Source organism: Flavobacterium sp. GW821-FHT12A05 (genome assembly GCF_058807735.1).
In genome coordinates, this window is sequence record NZ_JBXAQY010000004.1 from 565276 (window position 1) to 589051 (window position 23776).

Annotated in this window: 20 protein-coding genes; 14 read left to right on the top strand and 6 right to left on the bottom strand. The window is 36.9% G+C overall.

Annotated elements, in window-relative coordinates; genetic code table 11:
• The first annotated feature begins 101 nt into the window (after positions 1–101).
• The 4 genes from AC1RRQ_RS12005 to AC1RRQ_RS12020 all read left to right on the top strand — a co-directional run bounded on the left by AC1RRQ_RS12005 (position 102) and on the right by AC1RRQ_RS12020 (position 2592).
• The gene (locus AC1RRQ_RS12005) at positions 102–659 is read left to right on the top strand and encodes a GNAT family N-acetyltransferase (RefSeq protein WP_493023266.1); all 558 of its coding nucleotides are present in this window, start codon (positions 102–104) and stop codon (positions 657–659) included.
• Positions 660–665: 6 nt separating this feature from the next.
• A complete protein-coding gene (locus AC1RRQ_RS12010; protein ID WP_493023267.1) occupies positions 666–1100 on the top strand; it encodes a DoxX family membrane protein in 435 nt (144 codons plus the stop codon).
• 261 nt (positions 1101–1361) lie between these two features.
• Positions 1362–2198 carry a sulfite exporter TauE/SafE family protein gene (locus AC1RRQ_RS12015; protein ID WP_493023268.1) on the top strand — a complete coding sequence of 279 codons (837 nt, stop codon included), beginning with the start codon at positions 1362–1364 and terminating at the stop codon, positions 2196–2198.
• Positions 2185–2592 (top strand): DUF1634 domain-containing protein, encoded by a 408-nt coding sequence (locus AC1RRQ_RS12020; protein ID WP_493023269.1) that lies wholly within the window; start codon positions 2185–2187, stop codon positions 2590–2592. The genes AC1RRQ_RS12015 and AC1RRQ_RS12020 overlap by 14 nt, the downstream gene beginning before the upstream one ends.
• 239 nt (positions 2593–2831) lie before the next feature.
• On the opposite strand, the gene AC1RRQ_RS12025 is transcribed toward AC1RRQ_RS12020, so the two are convergent.
• The 3 genes from AC1RRQ_RS12025 to AC1RRQ_RS12035 all read right to left on the bottom strand — a co-directional run bounded on the left by AC1RRQ_RS12025 (position 2832) and on the right by AC1RRQ_RS12035 (position 5563).
• Positions 2832–3617: a PhzF family phenazine biosynthesis protein gene (locus AC1RRQ_RS12025; RefSeq protein ID WP_493023270.1), complete on the bottom strand. Its 786-nt coding sequence runs from the start codon at positions 3615–3617 to the stop codon at positions 2832–2834.
• A gap of 80 nt (positions 3618–3697) precedes the next feature.
• Positions 3698–5113, bottom strand: coding sequence for an aminotransferase-like domain-containing protein (locus AC1RRQ_RS12030; protein ID WP_493023271.1), 1416 nt, complete (start codon positions 5111–5113; stop codon positions 3698–3700).
• A gap of 57 nt (positions 5114–5170) precedes the next feature.
• Complete coding sequence (locus tag AC1RRQ_RS12035) at positions 5171–5563, bottom strand: hypothetical protein (RefSeq protein WP_493023272.1); 393 nt, start codon at positions 5561–5563, stop codon at positions 5171–5173.
• 159 nt (positions 5564–5722) lie between these two features.
• Here AC1RRQ_RS12035 and AC1RRQ_RS12040 point away from each other — a divergent pair, with 159 nt between their 5' ends.
• On the top strand, positions 5723–6745 hold the full coding sequence (locus AC1RRQ_RS12040) for an LLM class flavin-dependent oxidoreductase (RefSeq protein ID WP_493023341.1): 1023 nt from the start codon (positions 5723–5725) through the stop codon (positions 6743–6745).
• Between the two features lie 257 nt (positions 6746–7002).
• Here the strand turns inward: AC1RRQ_RS12040 and AC1RRQ_RS12045 are convergent, their stop codons facing one another.
• Positions 7003–9426 carry a TonB-dependent siderophore receptor gene (locus tag AC1RRQ_RS12045; protein WP_493023273.1) on the bottom strand — a complete coding sequence of 808 codons (2424 nt, stop codon included), beginning with the start codon at positions 9424–9426 and terminating at the stop codon, positions 7003–7005.
• A gap of 213 nt (positions 9427–9639) precedes the next feature.
• Between AC1RRQ_RS12045 and AC1RRQ_RS12050 the strand changes: the two genes are divergently transcribed.
• A complete protein-coding gene (locus tag AC1RRQ_RS12050; RefSeq protein WP_493023274.1) occupies positions 9640–10920 on the top strand; it encodes an acetyl-CoA C-acetyltransferase in 1281 nt (426 codons plus the stop codon).
• 94 nt (positions 10921–11014) lie between these two features.
• Here the strand turns inward: AC1RRQ_RS12050 and AC1RRQ_RS12055 are convergent, their stop codons facing one another.
• A complete protein-coding gene (locus tag AC1RRQ_RS12055; RefSeq protein ID WP_493023275.1) occupies positions 11015–11626 on the bottom strand; it encodes an FMN-dependent NADH-azoreductase in 612 nt (203 codons plus the stop codon).
• 107 nt (positions 11627–11733) lie between these two features.
• Here AC1RRQ_RS12055 and AC1RRQ_RS12060 point away from each other — a divergent pair, with 107 nt between their 5' ends.
• The 4 genes from AC1RRQ_RS12060 to AC1RRQ_RS12075 all read left to right on the top strand — a co-directional run bounded on the left by AC1RRQ_RS12060 (position 11734) and on the right by AC1RRQ_RS12075 (position 18187).
• Complete coding sequence (locus AC1RRQ_RS12060; protein WP_493023276.1) at positions 11734–12111, top strand: winged helix-turn-helix transcriptional regulator; 378 nt, start codon at positions 11734–11736, stop codon at positions 12109–12111.
• A gap of 299 nt (positions 12112–12410) precedes the next feature.
• A complete protein-coding gene (locus AC1RRQ_RS12065) occupies positions 12411–15326 on the top strand; it encodes a PQQ-dependent sugar dehydrogenase (protein ID WP_493023277.1) in 2916 nt (971 codons plus the stop codon).
• Between the two features lie 94 nt (positions 15327–15420).
• Complete coding sequence (locus tag AC1RRQ_RS12070; protein WP_493023278.1) at positions 15421–17331, top strand: fumarate reductase/succinate dehydrogenase flavoprotein subunit; 1911 nt, start codon at positions 15421–15423, stop codon at positions 17329–17331.
• Between the two features lie 109 nt (positions 17332–17440).
• Positions 17441–18187: a succinate dehydrogenase/fumarate reductase iron-sulfur subunit gene (locus tag AC1RRQ_RS12075; RefSeq protein ID WP_493023279.1), complete on the top strand. Its 747-nt coding sequence runs from the start codon at positions 17441–17443 to the stop codon at positions 18185–18187.
• Positions 18188–18449: 262 nt separating this feature from the next.
• Here the strand turns inward: AC1RRQ_RS12075 and AC1RRQ_RS12080 are convergent, their stop codons facing one another.
• The gene (locus tag AC1RRQ_RS12080; RefSeq protein ID WP_493023280.1) at positions 18450–19199 is read right to left on the bottom strand and encodes a 4-hydroxy-tetrahydrodipicolinate reductase; all 750 of its coding nucleotides are present in this window, start codon (positions 19197–19199) and stop codon (positions 18450–18452) included.
• A gap of 404 nt (positions 19200–19603) precedes the next feature.
• On the opposite strand from AC1RRQ_RS12080, the gene AC1RRQ_RS12085 reads away from it, so the two are divergent.
• The 4 genes from AC1RRQ_RS12085 (at position 19604) to AC1RRQ_RS12100 (ending at position 23773) form a co-directional block, all read left to right on the top strand.
• On the top strand, positions 19604–20038 hold the full coding sequence (locus AC1RRQ_RS12085) for a DUF1810 domain-containing protein (protein ID WP_493023281.1): 435 nt from the start codon (positions 19604–19606) through the stop codon (positions 20036–20038).
• 150 nt (positions 20039–20188) lie between these two features.
• Positions 20189–20539 (top strand): hypothetical protein, encoded by a 351-nt coding sequence (locus AC1RRQ_RS12090; RefSeq protein WP_493023282.1) that lies wholly within the window; start codon positions 20189–20191, stop codon positions 20537–20539.
• Between the two features lie 236 nt (positions 20540–20775).
• On the top strand, positions 20776–21471 hold the full coding sequence (locus AC1RRQ_RS12095) for an ABC transporter ATP-binding protein (RefSeq protein ID WP_493023283.1): 696 nt from the start codon (positions 20776–20778) through the stop codon (positions 21469–21471).
• 1 nt (position 21472) lies between these two features.
• Positions 21473–23773, top strand: coding sequence for a TonB-dependent siderophore receptor (locus tag AC1RRQ_RS12100; protein ID WP_493023284.1), 2301 nt, complete (start codon positions 21473–21475; stop codon positions 23771–23773).
• Positions 23774–23776: the final 3 nt, after the last annotated feature.

Sequence of the window (23776 nt, forward strand, 5' to 3'; positions counted from 1 at the left end):
GTTCCTCGCAATGACAAACTTTGGTACAAAACTTTGGCAAAGCTTAAACCCTTAATATCCTTAGAAAACTTTAAATTTGCTTAAATACAAAATATCCCAGAATGAACATTAGAAAAGCCAAATTATCCGATGCTGAACATATTGCTCCCATTTTATTATTGGCAATGGAAGATATACTCTATAAATTTGTTGGAAAAGAAGATTATAAAAGTGCTCATGACTTTCTTTTTTACTTTGTTGGACAGGAAAATAATCAATATTCTTATCAAAATTGTTATGTAGCAGAATCTGAAAATGAGATTATTGGTGCGGTAAATATCTACAATGGTGCCGATTTACATAAACTTCGTACTCCAATTATTGAATATATCCGAACGAATTATAATCCTGATTTCGATCCGGAAGATGAAACCGAGGCTGGCGAATATTACATTGATTCATTAGGAATAAATCCAAAACATCAGGGAAAAGGAATTGGTTCTAAAATTCTGCAATTTTTGATTGAAAAATACGTTCATGAAAATAAGGAGGTTTTAGGTTTACTTGTAGAAGAAGATAATCCGCAGGCTAAAAAGTTATACTTAAGACTTGGTTTTAAACCCGTTGGACATAAAGTTTTAGTGAAAAAGAATTTAGAACATCTTCAAATAAAAAATTAATTACGAATGAGAAACATATCAATTGCGCAGGCAGGTTTAGTTTTAAGAATAGTTTTAGGAATTACAATGCTTTCGGCAGTAGCAGACCGATTCGGACTTTGGGGTGATCCGGGTTCTAATGGGGTTGCATGGGGAAACTGGGAAAACTTTGTTGTTTATACGCAGACTCTTAATCCTTTTGCTTCTAAATCTACAGCAGAAATATTAGGCGCAGTCGCCACTTTCTTTGAAATTTTATTATCGCTTTTATTAATCTTCGGATTCAAAACCAGAATCGCTGCTTTGGGAACTACTGCTTTAATGCTTGTTTTTTCGATCGCAATGGCCATATCGGTTTCAGTAAAAGCTCCTTTTGATTATTCGGTTTTAACGAGCGCTGCAGCGGCTTTTCTGCTTTCTACAATTGGAAAAACTGTTTTTGCTGCTGATAATAGGATATAGGTTTTTAGTCTCAGTATTCAGTCGCGGTTTTCAGTTTACAGGAACTTTGTCAAAGTTTAAAACTTTGACAAAGTTTTTTGCGTTTTTTAACTACCGCAAACCAGCACTGAGACTGGAAACTGAGACTGGAAACTGAAAACCGCGACTGTAAACTAAATACTAACACTGACTACTAAAAAATTTTTAAGCTATATTTAAGGTCATAATTTTATTTCAAACAGATATCTATTCGTAAATTAGCATCTATTAAAATATATCTTAATGACAGTACTTACTTTTACCCTGATTATGCTTCTTGGTGCTTTTTTAGCCGGTTTTATTGGCTCATTGTCAGGCTTGGGCGGCGGTATAATTATCATTCCTCTTTTAACTATTATTCTTGGTGTTGACATTCATTACGCAATTGGAGCGGCTTTAGTTTCGGTTATTGCGACTTCTTCAGGATCGGCGGCAGCGTATGTAAAAGAAGGGATTACGAATATGCGGCTCGGAATTTTTCTGGAAATTGCCACTACAATAGGAGCCGTTTGCGGTGCTTTGCTTTCAACCATTGCTCCAACTTCATTCATTGCCGTTTTATTTGGACTTACTTTAATCTTTTCGGCTATAAATTCGCTTCGAAAGAAAGAAGAACATATCGTTTTAGAATCGAGTCCGCTGGCTAAAAAACTAAAATTGCAGGGAACTTACCCAACACATGACGGAGAAGTGGTGAGTTACGGTACCAAAAATGTAATCGGCGGTTTCAGCATGATGGGTGTTGCCGGAATGATGTCAGGATTATTAGGAATTGGTTCCGGAGCTTTTAAAGTAATTGCGATGGATAATATTATGCGAATTCCGTTTAAAGTTTCGACTACCACGAGCAACTTTATGATGGGTGTTACGGCAATGGCAAGTTCTGTAATTTATATTCAGAAAGGATATATCGAGCCTGGAATTTGTATGCCGGTTGTAATTGGTGTACTATTTGGCGCTATGGCCGGAGCTAAAATTTTGGTTCGAACCAACCCTAAAAAATTGAGAATCTTTTTTGCTTGTCTGATTTTTGTATTGGCAATTAATATGATTTATAATGGACTTAATGGAAAAATCTAAAGTTATGCAGCACGAAAAATTTGGAGAAAAAGATTTTCAGACTATTATTGGAAACTTATTGCGTTACGGAGTTTGGATTTCGTTATCGGTTGCCTTTATTGGCGGCATCGTATACTTAATTCATCACGGAAACGAAATTGAAGATTACTCGGTTTTTAAAGAAAACGACCGAAATATATTTGAAGTTATTTCGACTGTTTACAATGGCGCTATTCAGGGAAATGGGGCTTATTTAATATTTGTTGGTATTATTTTGCTGTTCTTAACGCCTGTATTCAGGGTTTTGCTTTCTTTGTTTTCATTTATTCTGGAGAAAGATTATCTGTACGTTGTTATTACGCTGATTGTAATACTGATTATTATAACGAGTATTTCTTTTGGGTTTTCGCATTAAAGAAATCAAACCCCTGAATGTGATTTAAACACATAGTCCCGATAACTATCGGGATAGATTTATTACTTTCAAAAAAGGCGTTTCACTTTTTTAAACAAACATAGAAAGCGTTATGGGTTATTTCAAAATAAAAAAGACCAGATTCATTTAGATTCTGGTCTTTTTCATTTTGAATATTATGGAGTTAAGTCGCTGAAACGACTCTTTCTTTATTCGATTTTTTCATCTCAAAAAAATCCTTAAACATAAATTTCTCCTTTTAAGTATAAAACTGCTTTTCCGGATAATTTTACTCTGTCATTTACCAAAGTACATTGCAAGTTTCCTGTTCTTTCAGAAAGCTGAAAAGCAGAAAGTGTATTTTTATTTAATTGACTGGCCCAAAATGGCGTAAGTGTAGTATGTGCTGATCCGCAGACAGGATCTTCGTTTACACCAACTGCCGGCGCAAAAAATCGGGATACAAAGTCGTGGTTATTTCCTTTCGCCGTTACAATAATTCCTCTTGCTTCTATTTGGCTAATCAGTCCGAAATTTGGTTTTAGATTCTGAATATCCTCCTGTTTTTCAAAAACCAGCATATAATCGGTTTTGCCTTTATAGACTGCAATTGGTGTTTTATCTGTTAACGATAAAAAGTCGTCTGAAAGATTTACTTCCTGATATTCATCCGCAGGAAAATCCATTACAAATAAACCGTTCTCAACCGCAACAAACAAATCACCGCTTCGTGGCGAATAAAATTCGATTACTTCTTTATTAAAACCTTCCTGGGTAAACAAAACAAAAGCAGTCGCCAAAGTCGCGTGTCCGCATAAATCTACTTCGGCAGCTGGCGTAAACCATCTTATCTCAAACTTATTCCCTTTTGGAACATAAAATGCGGTTTCGGATAAATTATTTTCGGAAGCAATTTTCTGCAGAAGTTCATCCGGAAGCCATTCTGTAAGCGGACAAACCGCAGCGGGATTTCCTTTAAAAACCTCATCTGCAAAAGCATCAATCTGATATATTGTAAGTTTCATAATAGGTGTTTTTTTAGCAAATTTAAAGCAGAAAAACACATAATTACAGATACAATAATTGACTTTTTATAGGGTACAGATTACATGGCGTTTTTTACCAATAAGCCTAAACGTTTTAAATCGGATTCGGTTTTTGGTGTCCATTCTAAAGCAAAATTAAGCCTCATACAGTTATTATACTGATTATGATGTGTAAAAATCCTTCCGGGAGCAAAACCAATTTTCTGTTTTATAGCGGTATCGTACAAAACTGCGGTATCAATATTTTTATCTAATTCCAGCCAAAGAAAAGTACCTCCCTGAGGTTGGGAAATCTTCGTGTTTTCGGGAAAAAAATCTTCGACCGTTCGCTGAAAATGAAGTGCATTGGTATATAACGTACTTCTAAAATTTCGCAAATGATGATCGTATCTGCCGTGTTCTAAAAAATCGGCAATAACTTCCTGATATATAGAGGGCGAACAAATGGTTTGAACTTGTTTCTGTCTGATTATTTGATCTTTGAATTTTCCTCCTGCAACCCATCCTACTCTGTAACCCGGTGCCAAAGTTTTGGATACAGAACCACACCACATTACAATTCCGGCTTCATCAAAATACTTGCACGGTTTTGGGCGCACTGTTCCAAAAAAGAGATTGCCGTACAAATCATCTTCGATTAAAGGAATATCATGATAGGTCAGCATTTTTACCAATTCTTTCTTGCTTTCGTCGGGCATTAAACTCCCTAGCGGATTGCTGAAATTGCTCATAAAACAGCAGACATCTATTTTATGAATTACTTTTTTTAACGCATCTAAATCTACGCCCGTTGTAGGATGTGTAGGCAGTTCGATAATATTTAAACCCAATGTCTGCGCAATTTGAATAATGCCAAAATAAACCGGACTTTCGATCGCAATGGTATCGCCTCTTTTGGTCACGGCCATTAAACAGTTATAAATGGCATTCATGGCACCGGAAGTAATCACGAAATCATCTTCGTTTAGTTTTCCTTCTAAAACAATAGACCATTTGGCAATATTTCGTCTTAAATTGGCATTTCCCTGAACGGATTCATAACTCGTGCCGCTTTCTTCAAAATTACGAACTGCTTTTATAATGCCTTTATTGAGTTTAGCAATTGGCAGCAGACTTTTATCCGGAACGCCCAATGAAAATCTGGTAATGCTTTTATCATCGAGGCTTTTATACACTTTTGTAATTAAATCTTCCGGAGCAACCTGATTTTCTGATACTTTCAGTTTGTTCATAGAAGGCAGAGACAGCTTTCTGTTTGAAGTTTTGCTGATATAAAAACCCGATTTCGGACGGGATTCTATTAAAGATTTGCTTTCCAGTTCTAAAAAGGCCTGTTTTACTGTATTCAAACTTACATTGTGCAGTTTCTGCAATGCCCGAATTGAAGGAAGTTTATCTCCAATTTTTAAAGTTTCGGAGAATATTTGTTCCTCAATAATATGTGCAATTTTTTGATATAGGATTTCTTTTGCCATTTTATCTTTATCTGTATCTAGTAAATTTACAAAAATTCAATCTGTAACCTGCAAAAATTAGTTACAAACCTCCAGCCAATTAGACAGTTTTTCGGCGGCATTCTGAATTTTTACTGATCGGGTTTCTGAATCTGCGAATAAAGAATGACAGGTATTTTCGGCATGCAGTTTTAAATCCTGTTCGGCTTCAACACTAAAAAAATCCTTTTCCCAATAGGAATTGATTTCAGGTTTTCCGGTTTTATTTACCGTAACAAAAGCATAACCTACGACTTTATTTTCAGAAGAAGCGATGCTTAAAGGTAGTCCAAAATCACTCTTAAATTTTGATAATTGACGATCAGAATTAAGGGTTTCATTTACCTTGTTTTGATAAATATTGACCACAGACTTTAAAGAAGATAAATGGACTGATTCGAATTGAATGTTTGCGGTTTTAGTGGTATCCATTGTATAGTTATTTAATTTCTTAACAAATTTACCACTCCAACACTATCAGATACAGATACAAAAATCTTTAAAATTTAGGGTACAGTTTTATTATTTAAAGGATTCTTAAAGGTCATTTCTATAAGAGAAAAAATAAATTTTAATACCTTTACTATTATGATAGAAATAGGTATAGATAGTTTTGCTTCGGCAATGTATGGTGACAATAACACGCTGAGCAGTGTTGATGCCATGGAACAATTACTGCAGAGAATTGAATTTGCAGATCAGGTTGGTTTGGATGTTTTTGGAATTGGAGAACATCATAAAAAAGAATTTCTGGATTCGGCAACTGCTGTCATCTTAAGTGCGGCCGCTGCAAGAACCAAAAACATACGTTTAGCCAGTGCGGTAACGGTTTTAAGCGCCGCCGATCCTGTGCGCGTATATCAAAGTTTTGCTACGCTGGATTTAATCTCAAAAGGAAGAGCCGAAATTGTAGTGGGCCGAGGTTCTGCTATAGAAGCTTATCCGCTTTTTGGATACGACTTAAATGATTATGATGCACTTTTTAAAGAAAAACTGGAGTTGTTGCTGCAGGTTAGAGACAATGAATTTATAAACTGGTACGGAAAATTTCGTCCGGCATTAAATAATCTTCCGGTTTATCCGAGAGCTTTACAGGAAAAACTGCCTATTTGGCTTGGCGTTGGCGGTACACCTGAATCTTTTGTTAGAGCCGGAAGTTTGGGATTACCTTTAATGGTAGCCATAATTGGCGGACAAACACATCGCTTTAAACCTTTAATCGATTTGTATCGCGAAGCCGGAAAAGCGGCTGGTTTTCAACCGCATGAATTAAAAGTGGGTTTACATTCGCCGGGATATGTTTCAAATTCTACCGAAAAAGCAATTGAAGAATATTATCCAGGTTATGCTGAACTTTGGACCAAATTAGGCCGAGAACGCGGATGGCCTCCGGTAACAAAAGATAAATTTGACGGACTTATTGATGATCTAGGAGTTTTAATTGTGGGAAGTCCTGAGAGAGCAGCCGAGAAAATTTTACGCCATAGCGAAGCACTTGGCGGTGTGGAAAGATTTACATTTCAGATGGATAATGCCGGATTGACGCATTCGCAATTAATGAACGCCATCGAACTTATAGGAACAAAACTAATTCCTTTGATTCGAAAAGGATAAACGTTTTTTTTGTCCACAGATAATTTATTGGCCACAGATGGCACTGATGGAACAGATTTTTATTTTTCTGCATGAATAAAATAAAACTGCGTAAATCCGTTTGACCCGTTAAATCCGTGGGCAAACCTTGTGTGGTTTTAGGCCACAGATGACACAGATTAAACGGATTTTTATTTTTTTTACCTTTGTCCATCTGAACCTTTGTCCCTTTGAACCATAAAAAAAGAAAGCATCCACTATGGATGCTTTCTTTTTTATTAGAATAATTTGTACGTTACACCAACTCTAAAGTTAATTGGCTGTTCTGTCTGCCAGTAGTAAGCATTCAGCCATTCGTAGTAAGAACCGCTGTAAAGGTATTTATCTAAAATATTAAATACATTTCCGGTAACTTTAAATTTACCTGTTTCATAAGATAAACCGCCGTCAAGTCTGAAATAGTTTGGAAGTTTTTCTAAACCTGCACTCCAGGTATCGGTTTGACGTCCTGCAAGGAAAGATCCTCCCAAAGAAACACCAAAACCTTTTAGTTTACCGCCCTGAACGGTATAATTTAACCATGCATTTGCAGTATGCTTAGAATAACCTGGAACGATAGAACCTTCCTTAATACTCGGAACATTAGAATCCAAAACAATAGACTCTGTAAAGGCATAGTTGGCAATAAGATTAAGACCGTCAAATAGTTTTCCTCTTACATCAAATTCAAAACCTTCGGCTCTCTTTTTTCCTAAAATGACTTTATACATTTCATTTGGTTTATTAGTTGGATCTGAAGTAAGTTCATTTTCTTTTAGAATTCTGTATGCTGCAAGAGTAGTACTCCAAGAACCATCGAACCAATCTCTCTTAATACCAAACTCCATATTGTTACCTGTAAGCGGTTTGATTGGATCGCCATTTTGTGTAATTCCCGATTGTGGAATAAAAGCCTGATCGTATAATCCGTAAACGGCTGTGTTTGGATCTATAGAATAACTAACCCCTACACGCGGTGTTATATGGCTGTCTTCCTGAGTATCTCCACCGTTTGATTGGCTGATCCAGGTATATCTTGCGGCAAGAGTTAATCTTAATTTATTTTCGAAAAAACCAAGTTCATCTTGTATATAACCTGCTGCATATTCAGAACCCATACGTCCGCCGGCTCTTTTACTAAGTGGTGTTTCATGGTCAAAATTTGGATAACCGTTAGATGGCGTGCCATAATTTGGATTGTAAACATTGAATGGATCATCCAATGTATCCAGTTTATGAGATTGTCCCCAATCGGCTATATAATCTTTACTTCCTAAATCTACTCCACCCAATACTTTATGAGAAATAGGTCCTGTATTGAATTTTCCGTTAACAAAAATCTGTCCTAAATACATATTACTTTCTGCATCCCAGATACCCACACTTCTAATGATATCTCCGTTACCAATAAACTTATCAAGGACTTTATCGCCATCAGTATCTACACCGGCTGGTCCAACTAAATTTGGCCAAGAGCTGTAACCTTGCTGCATGTATTTGAAATAAGAAGTCTGAGCAGTCAGTTTCCAGTTGTCATCAAATTTATGCTCAAACTGCAAATAGCCGCTGTGATCCTGAATATTAGTATCAGGCAATCCAGGCTGCGTCATTGTAAATCCAACAGGTAAAGTCGCATATCCCTCAGATGCAGGACCAAATACGTAATAAGAACCTACTTCTGTCATGTTTGCATATTGAAAATTATATTCAAATGTCAATTTCGTTTTGTCATCAACCTGATACGAAATTACCGGAGCAATTACATAACGATTATTGTGTTCAAAAGCACGGTGAGAGCCTTTATTTTGAGCTGCTCCGTTAAATCGGTACAATAATTTTCCTTTTTTATCTAATTTTCCGTCAAGATCAAGACTCACTCTGTAAAAATCATAGCTGCCGCCAATTGCAGTAACTTCCCCTTTAGTAATTCCGGTTGGTTTTTTCGTTACCACATTATAAAGTCCGCTTGGATCTCCGCTTGAAAGCATAAATCCTGCTGGTCCTTTTACAAATTCGATATGATCTACAAAACTCATATCTTCTGTTAATGGTCCCCAAAAAGATGATACTACATTAAATCCGTTACGGAAAGCCTGAATCTGTGAACCGCGCATGGTAATATTTGTATACAAATCGCCCCAGTGTTCTAAACGCACAGCACCACTCACGTTACGAATAACACCGTCGCTCATACTTGTAATCTGCTGGTCTTTTAAAGTCTGTCCGCTTACAATTTGAATATTCTGAGGAATTTCAAGTACCGGAGTTTGAAGGCGTAATGATAATGAAGGCTTGTCTTGTTTGTATTTATTTTTTGTAATAACAACTTCATCAAGATCTTCCTGACTTTCAGAAAGTGAAAAGTTTTTTGTTGTAGTTTGTTTTGAAGTAACCACGATTTTGTCTTCAATTGAATGAACACCAACTGAACGAACAATAATTGTATAAGAACCTGCTCTAACAGATTTCATTTCATATTGACCTGCATCGTTTGTAACGGCACTATATTTTGTTCCTTTTAGAACAACCGAAATGCCTTCTGCAGGCACATTACCACTTAAAGAAACTTTTCCGCTTACTTTTCCTAATTCCTGGCTCATGGCATTTAATGAACCCAAAAGAAGCATGAAAAAGCAGGCTTTCTTAATGATATTTATACTCATTTTAGTAAGATTTTAAATTTTATTTGGCAAATGTAATTCCTAATAACTTGTTATCCAAATTATTTTAAATGATTCTAAATAAAAATAATATTCGCGCTTTTTATAACGAAAACTGTTGTTTTTTACGCTTTATAATACACATAATAAAAATTATTAGCCTAAGTCTGCTTATCTTTAAACTGTAAAATTGAACTACTCCAAAGAAAATTAACTATGAATACAACTAAAACAGTTAGAAAAGTAGCTATTGTAGGTTATAATAGAATTCCTTTTGCAAGAGCAAATACAGCCTATGCCGCAGTTGGCAATCAGGAAATGATGACCGCAGCCCTGAACGGACTTGTTGATAAATACAATTTGAAAGGCCAATTACTGGGCGAAGTAGCCGGAGGTGCAGTAATTAAACATACTTACGACAATAATTTGATTAGAGAGTGTGTAATGAAAACCGCTCTTGATCCTGCAACACCTGCCTGCGATTTACAACAGGCCTGCGATACCGGAATTGAAAGTGCTATTTATATTGCCAACAAAATTGCGCTGGGTCAAATTGAATCCGGAATTGCCGGCGGCGTAGATTCTATAAGTGATATTCCGATGGCGGTGAGCGAAAAGCTTAGAAGAATTTTACTTGAAGCACGTCAGGCAAAATCGCTAGGTGGCAAAATCAAAGCCTTTTTAAAAATTCGTCCAGGTGATCTTTCTCCTTTGGTTCCGAGAAATGAAGAACAGCAAACCGGACTTTCGATGGGCGGACATACGGAGATTACGGCCAAACATTATAAAATTTCGAGAGAAGATCAGGATAAATTTGCCTTAAAAAGTCATTTGAATATGGCAAAAGCTTACGATGAAGGCTTTTTTAATGATATGATTACGCCTTTTAACGGACTCGAAAAAGACAACAATCTGAGAAAAGACAGTACGATCGAAAAGCTGGCAAAACTAAATCCTGCTTTTGATAAAGTAAACGGAACCTTAACAGCGGGAAATTCCACTCCGCTTACAGATGGCGCTTCCTGTATACTTTTAGCCAGCGAAGAATGGGCACAAGAACGCGGACTTCCAATTTTGGCTTATATTACTTTTGCCGAAGTTGCCGCTATAGAATATGTCAAAAACCAGCAGAATCTTTTACTAGCTCCTTTATTTGCTGCAAGCCGAATGCTCGAAAAAGCCAATCTAAACTTACAGGATTTCGATTATTATGAGATTCACGAAGCTTTTGCCGCACAGGTTTTAGCCACTTTAAAAATTTGGGAAAGTCCAGAATTAAGCGCCGAAATAGGTTTAAAGAAAACTCTGGGTGCAATAGACCGTGAAAAACTGAATGTAAAAGGAAGCAGTCTTGCAGCCGCACATCCTTTTGCTGCAACCGGAGGAAGAATAATTGGCGTTATGGCAAAACTGCTTAACGAAAAAGGTTCCGGCAGAGGATTTATTTCGATTTGTGCTGCAGGAGGTCAAGGAGTTACGATGATAATTGAAAAATAACGATACGTTTTAATTAAAAACCCGACAGGTCACAAAAAACCTATCGGGTTTACTACATACGAAAATGTTCAACCGTCGTAATTATAGTTTAAGTTTAAAAAGCAAATTCTTCTACAGAAGATAAAGCTTTTGGAAGCGCATTTTCAGCAAAATCAGGAATTGCGGTTCCTTCTACACGAAAAGTCGTAACATCGGTCATTCCTAAAAAGCCTAATACCGTTCTAAGATAAGATTCTGAAAAATCGTAGCTTTTGTACGGCCCTTCAGAGAATACTGCTCCCGATGCTATAGAAAGATATACCTTTTTGTCCGTCACTAATCCTTTTGGTCCGTCTGCTCCATAGCTGAACGTTTTACCTGCTCTGGCAACCTGATCGATCCATCCTTTTAAAACAGCCGGAATACCAAAATTATACAAAGGCACACCAATCACAATTATATCCGATTCCAGTAACGTATTTATAGCTTCATCAGAATATTTAAGCGCAGCTGTCTGTTCCGGTGTATGAGCTTCTGCAGGAGTAAAAACGGCATTAATATGCGAATTGGTCAAATATGGTAAAGGTGTTTTGGTAAGATCAAGCGTCTGTACTTCGATTTCAGGATCTGCTGCGGCTAATTTTTCGATAACAGCATTCGATAATTGATTACTAAATGAAGTATCTCCATTGGTACTAGTAATTATGCGTAGAATTTTTTGGCTCATAATTTATATTATTTGTTTTACGATACAAACTTATATACATTTGCTATCTCTTTTATAGTACTATCCTCAAGGATAGCGCTTTCCTTGAGGATAGTAACGTAATAAATATGAAAACAAAGAGCGAATTAACAAAAGATATGGCTTGTAGCGTCCAGCCGGAAGAATGCCTGGCAGCATTATTACCGGTAAGAGATGCCCTGGAAGTTTTAAACGGAAGATGGAAACTTCCTATTTTAATCGCCTTATCGAACAGACCAAAACGTTTTAAAGAGATTTCAAAAGACATAAACGGAATTACAGATAAAATGCTTTCGAAAGAACTAAAAGATCTGGAGATAAACAAACTGGTTACCAGAACGGTTTATGATACTTTTCCGCCAACTGTTGAATATGCCAGAACAGAACACAGCCATACTTTATATAATGTAATTAGTGCCTTAAACGAATGGGGAACTTTGCATAGAAAAGAAATTATTGGCAAGTAAAAGCAGCTTATCTTTTTTCACGCAGTCCCGATAGCCATCGGGAGCAGATTTTAGCAGATTTTTTTATCCTTCAAATCCTTTATCCCGATAACTATCGGGAGTGGCATAAAAAACTTTGCGCCACTACACTTTGAACCTATGTCCCTTTGAACCTTTGCACCTCACCAAAAAAACATAACCCTCTAACCCTTTGATCTTTACAACTAAATCGATATCGTAAAGAAATTTTAGTAAAACAAATAATTATACAGAAATAGAGTAAATTTGATTACCCAAATCACTAAAAATTCTGAATAATTATGAAAAAAAATCTACAAATTAACATCATAAGGCAATTTTTGAGTTATTTATTAACTGCTTTTGCTTTATTACTTTCAGCGCAGTCTTATTCTCAATACATCACGCAAAACCTTGCTCCTACTGCGGTAATCAAAGAAGGACTTGCTCTTGAACAATCTCCCGATGGAAGAATTTTTATTGCCGAAAGAGCAGGTATTGTTAAAGTATTTCAAAACAATACAGTTTCGACTGTTTTTACCGTAAATACCCTAACAGATAATGAACAAGGCTTACTCGGATTAACACTTCATCCTAATTTTGCCACGAACGGCTATATTTATGTTTTTTACGCCATTAACGATGGCGTGGTAAGACATAGAATTGAAAGAATTAAAATAGACAACGGAAATCAGGTAGTCAGCAGACAAGAAATTTTGCTTTTAGAACCTATTGGAGGAGGCGCTCATAACGGCGGTGACTTAAAATTCTTTAATGGATTTTTGTATGTAACCGTTGGTGACAGTCAGCAAAACACCAATTCACAAGATTTAGATACTTACAAAGGAAAAATTCTTCGTCTTACCGAAGATGGACAGCCGGCTCCCGGAAATCCATTTTACGGAAGTGGTTCGGTACAAAGACAAAGCATCTGGGTTTATGGCTTTAGAAACCCATGGAGATTAGTTCCTAATGCAACAGCCAATAAATTGTTTGTTCTGGATGTTGGAACTTCATGGGAAGAAGTAAACGAAATCAGTAATCCTGCGATTCGAAACTATGCCTGGGGACATCCGCAAGGAGGCGACGGAAAACAAACCGAAACCAATTTATTTACCAACCCAATCTTTACTTACGCAACCGGAAGCATTGGAAACGCTTTAACAAACGGCGTACTTTATAACCCAGCAATATCACGTTATCCAAATTTACAAGGAAAATTTATTATCAAAGATTTTCTTCGAACAGAAATCAGGTCATTTGATCCTAATATCATAGATCCGGTTTCAACCCCATTTTTTACAGCTCCGCATCAACAAGCACTCGGAATGATGTTAGGCAACGATGGTTACATTTATTATTGTGCTTACGGGAACAATGGCGCTTTAATCAAACTGGATTATATCGAAACTGCTGCTCCTATAATTGTCAATCATCCCATTTCTCAATCTATAATGGAAACCAAACCTGTTACTTTTACCGTTTCGGCAAGTGGTACAGGTTTAACTTACCAATGGCAGTATAATAATGTAAATATCAACGGGGCAACTGCCGCAACCTATACAATACCAAGCGTTTCAAATGCAAATGCCGGAAATTACAGAGTTGTAGTTACCAATACAGCCGGAAATATCACCAGTAATCCTGCAGTTTTAACTGTTACACCATTTAGTAATGCACCAACTGTATCGATAGTTTCTCCTTTACCATCATTAAAATGGAATGCAGACGATGTAGTACATTTTGAAGCTTCGGGAACCGATATCGAAGACGGAACTTTACCAGCATCTGCCTATTCATGGAGTATTGATCTTTTTCACGAAGACATTCCCGGATCCGGACATTCACATCCTGGTGCAAGTCCGCAAGGCGTAAAATCAGGAAATTTTACAGCCTCAAACCAAGGAGAAAAAACTCCAAATATATGGTATCGATTTACTGTTAAAGTGACCGATAGTAATGGCCTAACAGGTACTGCTTTTGTAGATATCAAACCTAATTTAGTCGATGTTACAGCGGCGAGTTCTCCTGTACCGCTTAATTTAGAATTCAATCAAAAACCAGTTACAGCACCTTCAACGAAACAAGTTGTTGCCAATGCTTCTGTACAAACCTTAAATGCTCCTACCCCGCAATATATTGGAAACATTCGTTATGATTTTGATCATTGGAGTCAAGGCGGAACAGCAAATCAAACTTTCAAAGCGCCGGCATCGGGAACCATTACCTATACTGCATTTTATACGGAGACAACGCTTCAAAATGCACCTTATCAAGGAATAATTGCTCAAATTCCGGGTATTATTGAAGCGGAGAATTATGATATAGGCCCAGGTGCTTTTCTGGATAAAAATGGCGGCGGTGACACAGTATACAGACCTGGAGACGGTGTAGGAACTGAAGCTTGTAACGAAGGCGGCTTTAATCTTGCTTATGTTGCTAAAGATGAATGGTTAAAATATACTGCAAAAGTAAGCACAACTGGAAATTATACTATAAACCTAAGAGTTGCAACTCCATATAATACCCGAAAATTACATCTTGAAGTTGATGGTGTAAATGTAACCGGAGTGGTTAACATTCCAAATACAGGAGGATTTCAGGCATGGCAGACTGTTGCGATTCCGAATATTCCATTAACGCAGGGTACTCGTGTTATTACTTTGTATTTTGATGAAAATGATACCAATGTAAATAAAATGGAATTTGTATTGGCCGGAAGCACTGCTGCTCCTATCGCTGATTTTGAGTACACACCACAAACAGGCTGTGTGAATGCACCGGTAAGTTTTACCTCTGTTTCTGTTGGAACGGTTGATACATATTTATGGAATTTTGGTGCTGGAGCACAACCTACAACTGCCACAGGAGTTGGTCCGCATTCCGTTATTTTCCCAACTGAAGGAACCAAAGAAGTATCTTTAACCGTAACCAATTCAAATGGAAGTAATACCAAAGAAGTTTCCTTTATGATTAACGACTGTCATCTTGGTGTCGAAAATCCAAACGAAGAATCGAATAAAATCATTGTTTACCCAAATCCGTCAAGAGGTATATTTAATTTGTCAAAAGAACTGGAATGGACCATATTTTCTGCCTCGGGAAGTAAAATAAAACAAGGCACAGGAAGCGTAATCTCCATTTCTGAACAAGCTGCCGGAATTTATTTCTTAAAAACAAATGCATCCGCCAAAGCAATACCAATCAGTAAACAATAATTTTATTTTATAAGATTTTTATATTAAATTTAGGGTTTAGAAAGTAGTATTACTTTTTAAAATTTTGCATGAATTCATTTTAAAACACTAAAAAATGATGGAGTCAAAAATACCCGAAGGACCGCTTGCCGAAAAGTGGAATACTTATAAAGCAAAAGCTAAACTCGTAAATCCGGCCAACCGAAAAAAACTAAACATTATTGTGGTTGGCACCGGACTTGCGGGAGCTTCCTGCGCCGCCTCTTTGGCCGAACAGGGTTATAATATAAAATCGTTTTGCTTTCAGGATTCGGCCAGAAGAGCCCATTCTGTTGCTGCACAAGGAGGCGTTAATGCCGCTAAAAACTATAAAAACGACGGAGACAGCGTTTTTAGAATGTTTTATGATACCATAAAAGGCGGTGATTTTAGATCCCGAGAAGCCAATGTATATCGTTTAGCCGAATGTTCTGCTGCCTTAATAGATCATGCTGTAGCACAAGGCGTACCATTTGCCAGAGAATATGCCGGATATTTAAATAACAGATCTTTTGGAGGCGTTCAGGTTTCCAGAACTTTTTATGCGCGCGGCCAAACAGGGCAGCAGCTTTTATTGGGCGCTTATCAGGCTTTAATGAGACAGGTCGCCTTAGAAAAAGTAAGCCTGCATACCCGACATGAAATGCTGGAATTAGTAGTTATTGACGGAAAAGCAAAGGGAATCATTGCCAGAAATCTTGAAACCGGAGCACTGGAACGCCATACCGCAGATGCCGTTGTTCTGGCATCCGGAGGCTACGGAAAAGTATATTATCTATCCACATTAGCAATGGGCTGCAACAGCTCTGCCATTTGGAGAGCACATAAAAAAGGCGCGTATATGGCGGGTGTAAGCTGGATTCAGTTCCACCCTACTTCCTTGCCGCAACATGGAACCAATCAATCGAAACTTACTTTGATGTCAGAATCACTCCGCAATGACGGGCGTATCTGGGTTCCGAAAGAAGCTGCAGACGATCGGCTTCCAAATTCAATTCCCGAAGAAGAACGCGATTATTATTTAGAGCGTCGTTATCCCTCTTTTGGAAATCTTGCTCCAAGAGATATTTCATCGCGTGCCGCAAAAGAAAGAATCGATGCCGGACACGGCGTTGGGCCAATGAAAAACGCCATTTATCTGGATTTCTCCGATGCCATAAAAGCGCAGGGAAAAGATAAAATCGAAGCCAAATACAGTAATCTTTTTGCGATGTACGAAAAAATTACCGGAATCAATGCGTACAAAGAACCCATGCTGATTTCTCCTTCGGCTCATTTTACCATGGGCGGACTTTGGGTCGATTATGAATTAATGACTACAATTCCGGGTTTATTTGCACTGGGAGAAGCCAATTTCTCCGATCATGGTGCCAACCGACTTGGTGCTAATTCCTTGCTTCAAGCTTGCGTAGACGGTTATTTTATAGCGCCTTATACGATTCCGAATTATTTATCGGGAGAATTAAATGCGCCTAAAATCGATATCACTCATCCTGCTTTTGATGAAGCCGAAAACTCCGTTAGAAAACAATTAGATAAATTCCTCAACAGCAAAGGAACGCTTAGTGCCGATTATTTTCATAAAACAATTGGAAGACTGCTGTATGAAAAATGCGGTTTATCCAGAAGCAAAAAAAGTCTCGAAGAAGCAATTGAAGGAATCAAAATCCTAAAAAATTCCTTTGAAAACGAACTGCTGATTACCGGAGATGATACTTTAAACAGCGAATTAGAAAAAGCCGGACGCATTGCCGATTATCTCGAATTGGCCGAATTAATGTGTTACGATGCTTTACAAAGAGAAGAATCCTGCGGCGCTCATTTTAGAGAAGAATACCAAACTGCCGATGGCGAAGCGGTCCGAAATGATGCGGAATTCTGTTATGTTTCGGCCTGGGAATGGCAGGGAAAAGACAAGCCTCAAAAGTTACATAAAGAACCTCTTGTGTTTGAAGCTGTTGAACTTACTGTGAGAAGCTATAAATAATTGTGAATTGTTAATTGTAAATTGTAAATTATTAATTAACAATCCATAAAACTCAATTTAAAAACTCAGAACCAATTTATAATTAACAATTTATAATTAACAATTAGCGATGAAACTCTTTCTAAAAATATGGCGTCAGTTTGATACTTCTTCCAAGGGAGAAATGATCGATTATGAAATAAACGGCGTTTCTGAGCACATGTCTTTTCTGGAAATGCTCGATCTTTTAAATGAATCCTTAATTCAGAAAAAAGAACGTGTAATTGAATTTGACCACGATTGTCGGGAAGGAATCTGCGGACAATGCGGCGTTATGATAAATGGACGTGCGCATGGTCCTTTAAAAAATACAACCACCTGTCAGCTTCACATGCGAAGTTTTAAAGATGGCGAAACCATTTATATAGAACCGTTTAGAGCAAGAGCTTTTCCGGTTTTAAGAGACTTAAAAATAGATCGTTCGGCTTTTGATGCCATTATTACTTCAGGCGGCTTTATCGGTGCTTCTACAGGTCAGGCGCCGGAAGCCAACAGTATTCCTATATCCTTTGAAACTGCCGAAGCTTCTTTTGATGCTGCAGCCTGTATTGGCTGCGGAGCCTGTGTTGCTTCCTGCAAAAATGCGAGTGCTGCATTGTTTGTCGGGGCCAAAATAACGCATTTAGCTTTGTTGCCACAAGGTAAAATCGAAGCCTCAAAAAGAGCCCTATCGATGGTAAAACAAATGGACGCCGAAGGTTTTGGAAATTGTTCTGATACCAGAGCCTGCGAAGTCGAATGTCCGCAAAGCATATCTGTGCTTTCTATTGCCAAAATGAATTATGAATATAGTAAGGCTTTGATACTCAAAAAATAATCTATATTATAAACTCCATAAATAACCATTTTCTGTTTATTTAAAATAAAAGAGTTTTTTAGACAAAATATTGAATAGCGTCCAGCTTTAGCTGGATGAAGAATATAGCCATAATAAAGGGCTTTAGCCAAACTTTAATTAGTTCGGCTAAAGCCCTTTATCTGTTCCTTTCCTAATAAAACCTCCAGCTAAAGCAGGAGGCAATTCATTTTTAGAAATTAAAATCTTAGTGTCTTAGTGCCTTTGTGCAAACCAAAAAAAACTAAACCGCAAAATAAGGCGATAGAATATCTTCAAAATTATAAAGTCCTTTTTTCTTGTCTTTTATATTTTCGGCAACAAAAACAACTCCATTTCCAAAAGCTTCTCTCGAAATAGATTCGTGAATTAAACGAACCGTTTGATACGGAAATCCAAAGATAACCTCGTGTTTGCCTACGATTCCTCCTGCCCTTACCGAGTTTATATTTTCTTTTTCAACATCCAGTGCTTCGGCAATTTTTAAGGCGGTGCCAGACGTTCCTTGTTTTTTCTTAAAATGTTCTTCATTCACTTCAATATCAACCCATGGCGCAATTTTCTTTAAAAACTTAGCGGCAAACAGTAAATAATTAACTCCTAATGTGATATTTGGCGACCAGAAAACAGTCGTTTTATTTGATAATTTTTTAAGCAGTTTTAATTCCTTTTCTTCATAATGAGAAATGGCCGAAATGATTTTTACGTTTTTTTGAGCCGCAAATTCTCCATAAGTATAAATTCCTTCATTCGACGAAAAATCAATAATGACATCAACAGGATGTTTTTCCAGTAATTCTTCTACACTTGTAGCAGTACTTGAATAAATTAATCCGGGTTCTTTTGACTCGATTCCTAAAAATTCCGGAACTGATCTGTGTTCTAAAACTTTACTTTGTCTTAAAACCCACTCCAGCGAGAATTTTTTGTTTTCCAGTAATATTGAGGCTACTGATTTTCCAGTCTTTCCGAATCCGATTAATCCTATTTTCATAAATTTTATTTTATTTGAGTATGAAACTCGTTAGCAGAAATTGACATTTTTAAGCCGAAATACAATCGAAGAAATTGCATAAAAAACAGCATAATAAATGTCCTAATCAGATAAAAATAGAAAAATTATAACAGGGTTACTAGTAAAAACTTCGATATATAACAATATAAAGCTTCGTTAACAGGATTTTATTTGCTAAACAAAATTTGAGCTGATAAAATTTAGACAATTCCGTAAAGACTCGTTTTATGATTTTGCAGCCAATTCTTTACGGTTCTTTTTTAAAGTTTTCTGCTTCGTAATATTCTAAAAAAATAGCAGTAAAAAAAAGATTTAGTAATGTACAACTAAACATATTTTGAGTAGTTTTATGGCCTGATACCCCAAATCAATATCAGTAAAGAATGGCTTACAATACGAAAGAATTAGTACGATTTTTAGATGCCCAGAACAAGCTGTATTTAACGGCTCTTGATGAAATAAAAAAAGGCAAAAAAGAATCACCGTGGATGTGGTTTATTTTTCCTCAAATAAAAGGAATGGGTTCCAGTGATACTTCAAAGTTTTACGAAATTAAAAGTGCCGATGAAGCCATTGCTTTCTTAGAACATCCTATTTTAGGAAAACATCTTATAGAAATTACGGCCGAATTAATTAAAAAAGAAGAAGAAACCGTAAGCGATATATTTGGAACTCCAGATGTCGAGAAGCTGCAATCTTGTATGACTTTGTTTGCCAGCATACAAAATACGGAGCCGGTTTTTCAGGAGGTTTTGCATAAATACTTTGACGGCTCATCAGACTTTCATACGCTTCAATTGTTGTACAGCAATTTATAGGAAGTAAGAATCACTTTGCAAATACGCAGGTTCTTTCAAAAATAAAGTCTATTTACCTGCATTTCTAAATAAGATATTTATATTTGCAACGCTGTTGCATTTATTTATTTGATAATTAAACTTTTAAATATCCAGCAGAAAAAACACGGAATGAAAAAAAGGATTGCAGTTGTAAATTTCCTGATGTCTTTTGCAGTATTGTTCGCCATGCTGTTTCAGACCGTGCACTCCTACGAGCATATTTTAAGGCAGTCTTCAGAAAAACACTGTGATCATAAATACACTCCCGGTCAAAAAGAAATAACGCACAGCCACTCGGTCGATGCAAATTGTCATATTTGTCATTTTGCTTTTAGTACGTTTATTCCAAATTCGTTTCAAACCTTTACATTTCACAAAACAATTGTTGAAACCTCTTATACATTTCTTTATTTTGAGGGAATTTCAACCTTTTTTAAAGGCAGTCTTTTTGCACTGCGTGCGCCTCCCGCAATCTTTTAATTACTACATTTTTTATTAAAAAAACGAAAAAGAGCCTTTGCCTATAAAATCAGGTAAAAGGAAAATCTGTTTTATTCCTTTTTGATTTTGATTTTTAATCCGAAATCAAAAAACCTGCTTTTCTCATTGTAGTAATCCTCCACAAAAAAACTAATAATCAAGCTTTTAATAGTTCTTAAAAGCCTGAAAGTTTCTATATCCATTTTTAAAAATCAATCTACACAATACCTAAACTTATGCTTACAGCAACAAACCTGACCAAAAAATATGGCGATCATACCGCTTTGAATAACTTAAACTTAACCATAAAAGAAGGTGAAATTTTTGCCCTTTTAGGACAGAATGGCGCCGGAAAAACGACTACAATTAATTTATTTTTAGGTTTTATCGAACCTACATCGGGAGAATTGGAAATCAACAACATTTCGGTTACCGAGAACAATCAGGAAACCAAAAAACATGTCGCTTATATCCCTGAAACGGTAATGTTATATCCTAACCTTACAGGTTTAGAGAATCTTAAATTCTTTTCGTCATTAGCCGGATTTAAATATTCGCTGGGAGAATTGACTTATTTTTTAACCAAAGCCGGGCTTCAGATTGGAGCGCACGACCAGAATTTAGGTGGTTATTCTAAAGGAATGCGTCAAAAAGTGGGCATTGCCATTGCCATTGCCAAAAGAGCAAAAGTGCTTTTATTGGATGAACCTACAAGTGGTTTAGACCCAAAAGCCTCTAATGAATTTTCACAGATTTTAAAAGAACTTTCGGCAGATGGAACCGCTATTTTAATGGCAACCCATGATATTTTTAGAGCCAGAGAAGTCGCTTCGCATATTGGAATTATGAAACAAGGCAATTTAGTCACAGTCATTGAAGCAGATAAAATTTCGGCTAATGAACTGGAGAATTTGTATTTGCAAACGGTTTAAGATGAAAAAGTTATTCTCTATCGTACTTTTAATAATGGGTACTCATTTCATCCAATCTCAAAATAATAACAACAAAGTCAAAGACAGTATCGCTAAGGATTCCCTTGAAATGGAAACCAAACGAAATGAGTTGCAAACTGTTGAAATTGTGGGTCGTTCGACCAAAAAATACAATAGCGACTATTCGTTTGCCGCAACTAAAATTGCAGCTTTAAACAAAGATATTCCGCAGTCTATTTCGACTATAACCAAAGAATTAATTGCTGATAAAGGGGCTTTTTATCTGGCCGATGCGGTGAAAATGGCAAGTGGTGTAATTCCGGCAAGTTATTACAATCAATATACGATTCGAGGCATCAGCCAAAATGAAGAAGGTCAGATAATTAACGGAATGCGAACGCGTCAGTATTATTTCCTGCAGCCTTTAACAAGCAATATAGAACGTGTTGAAGTGATAAAAGGCCCATCGAGCGCCACATTTTCATCTGTCGATCCGGGCGGAAGTATTAACATGGTTACCAAAAAACCTCTGGCAGTTGACCGAAAAGAAATCAGCATGAGCGTGGGAAGTTTTAGTACGTTACGCGGAACGCTTGATTTTACAGGGCCTTTAAATAAAGCTAAAACACTTTTATATCGTGTAAACGGTGCATATCAGCAGGCAAAATCGTTTCGTGATTTAGTCCATAATAAATCGTTTTTGATCTCGCCTTCTTTCAGTTACATTCCAAATGAAAAAACGGCCATTAACACCGAATTAATTTTAAGCGACATGACCGGAATTCTGGACCGCGGACAGCCTATTTTTGGTGCCGTTGCCGGAAAAACAAGTCTGAATAAAACACCTATAAGTCTGAATCTTGGCGCTCCAAGTGATTTTTTCAAGTCGAAAGAAATGATTTTGACGACCAATTTTGCGCACAAATTCAGTTCTAAAATTGGTTTTAACGCTTCGTACATGAAACAAACCTGGACAGAAGATCTTCAGGAACACCGCACTACAAATGCTTTTGCAGTCGATATGAACAATAAACCAGTTACCAGTCTGGCGATGATGCAGTTTGTACAGCGTCAGCAAAACTGGGATATTGATAATTTGAGTGCGTATTTCAACTTCGATTTAAAAACCGGAAAACTCCATCATAAATTATTGGCAGGTTACGATTTAAGCAGCTGGAATAAAAATAAAGGCGGCGGACAAAACGCAGCAAGAGGTTATTTATTAAAAGACGGAACGGTTGCGAGCAGTTTTGTTTTGGCGAATGCCTCAAACTACCAAACGATTACGGTTGACGGCGTTGTAATGCCAAAACCAAATGTTGATTATTTTAATTTGAATAATCCAAGCTACAAACTGACAAGTCCTGAAGATTATACGCTGAATGTGAGAACGGCATTGCCATCGGCATTAACGACAACAAATGCGGTTTATATTCAGGATCAGATTCAATGGGAAAAATTCACTTTTTTATTGGGATTAAGAAACGAATGGTTTGAAGATATTACGAACTACGAAACCAATAACGAACTAAAAGTCAAGAAATCGGCTTTACTGCCCAGAGTTGGAATTACGTACGCCGTAAACAGCGATATAAATGTATACACGACTTATCTGGAAGGTTATCAGCCACAATCGAATACGGTTACTTTAATGCCTCAAACCGGAAGTTTACCTGCCGGAAGTTTATTTGATCCGCTTGAAAGTGATTTAAAAGAAGTGGGAATCAAAACTACTTTTTTAAACAACTCGATGAGTTTTAATGCTGCAATTTATGAAATCAGACAACACAATATTTTAATGAATGCCAATGATCCTGTAAATCCGGATTTACTGGTTACAAGGGGTGCAGAAAGAAGCCGTGGTTTTGAATGCGATTTAGCAGGATATATTACACCAGACTGGCAGATTAACGCGTCGTACAGTTACATTGATGCCGAAATTATCAAAGACAATAATCCGGCTTTAATTGGTGCCAGAAAACAAAATACGCCAAAAAACAGCGCAACTTTATGGACTCGCTACAACTTTAAAGCCGATTCTGCTTTAGAAGATTTAGGAATTGGTTTTGGAATGCAGTACCAAAGCAGCAAAGTGCCTTGGTTTACAAGAGATTTTACACTTCCTGATTTTACCATTTTTGATGCTGCTTTATTCTACAAACCAGCCAAAAGCAATGTACAGATTGCTGTAAATGCAGGCAATTTATTAAACAAAACGTATTGGCTGGGCGCACAGAATTATTTGCGCTTATTTCCGGGAAGTCCCAGAAACGTAAGCCTTACGGTAACTTATAAATTTTAATTT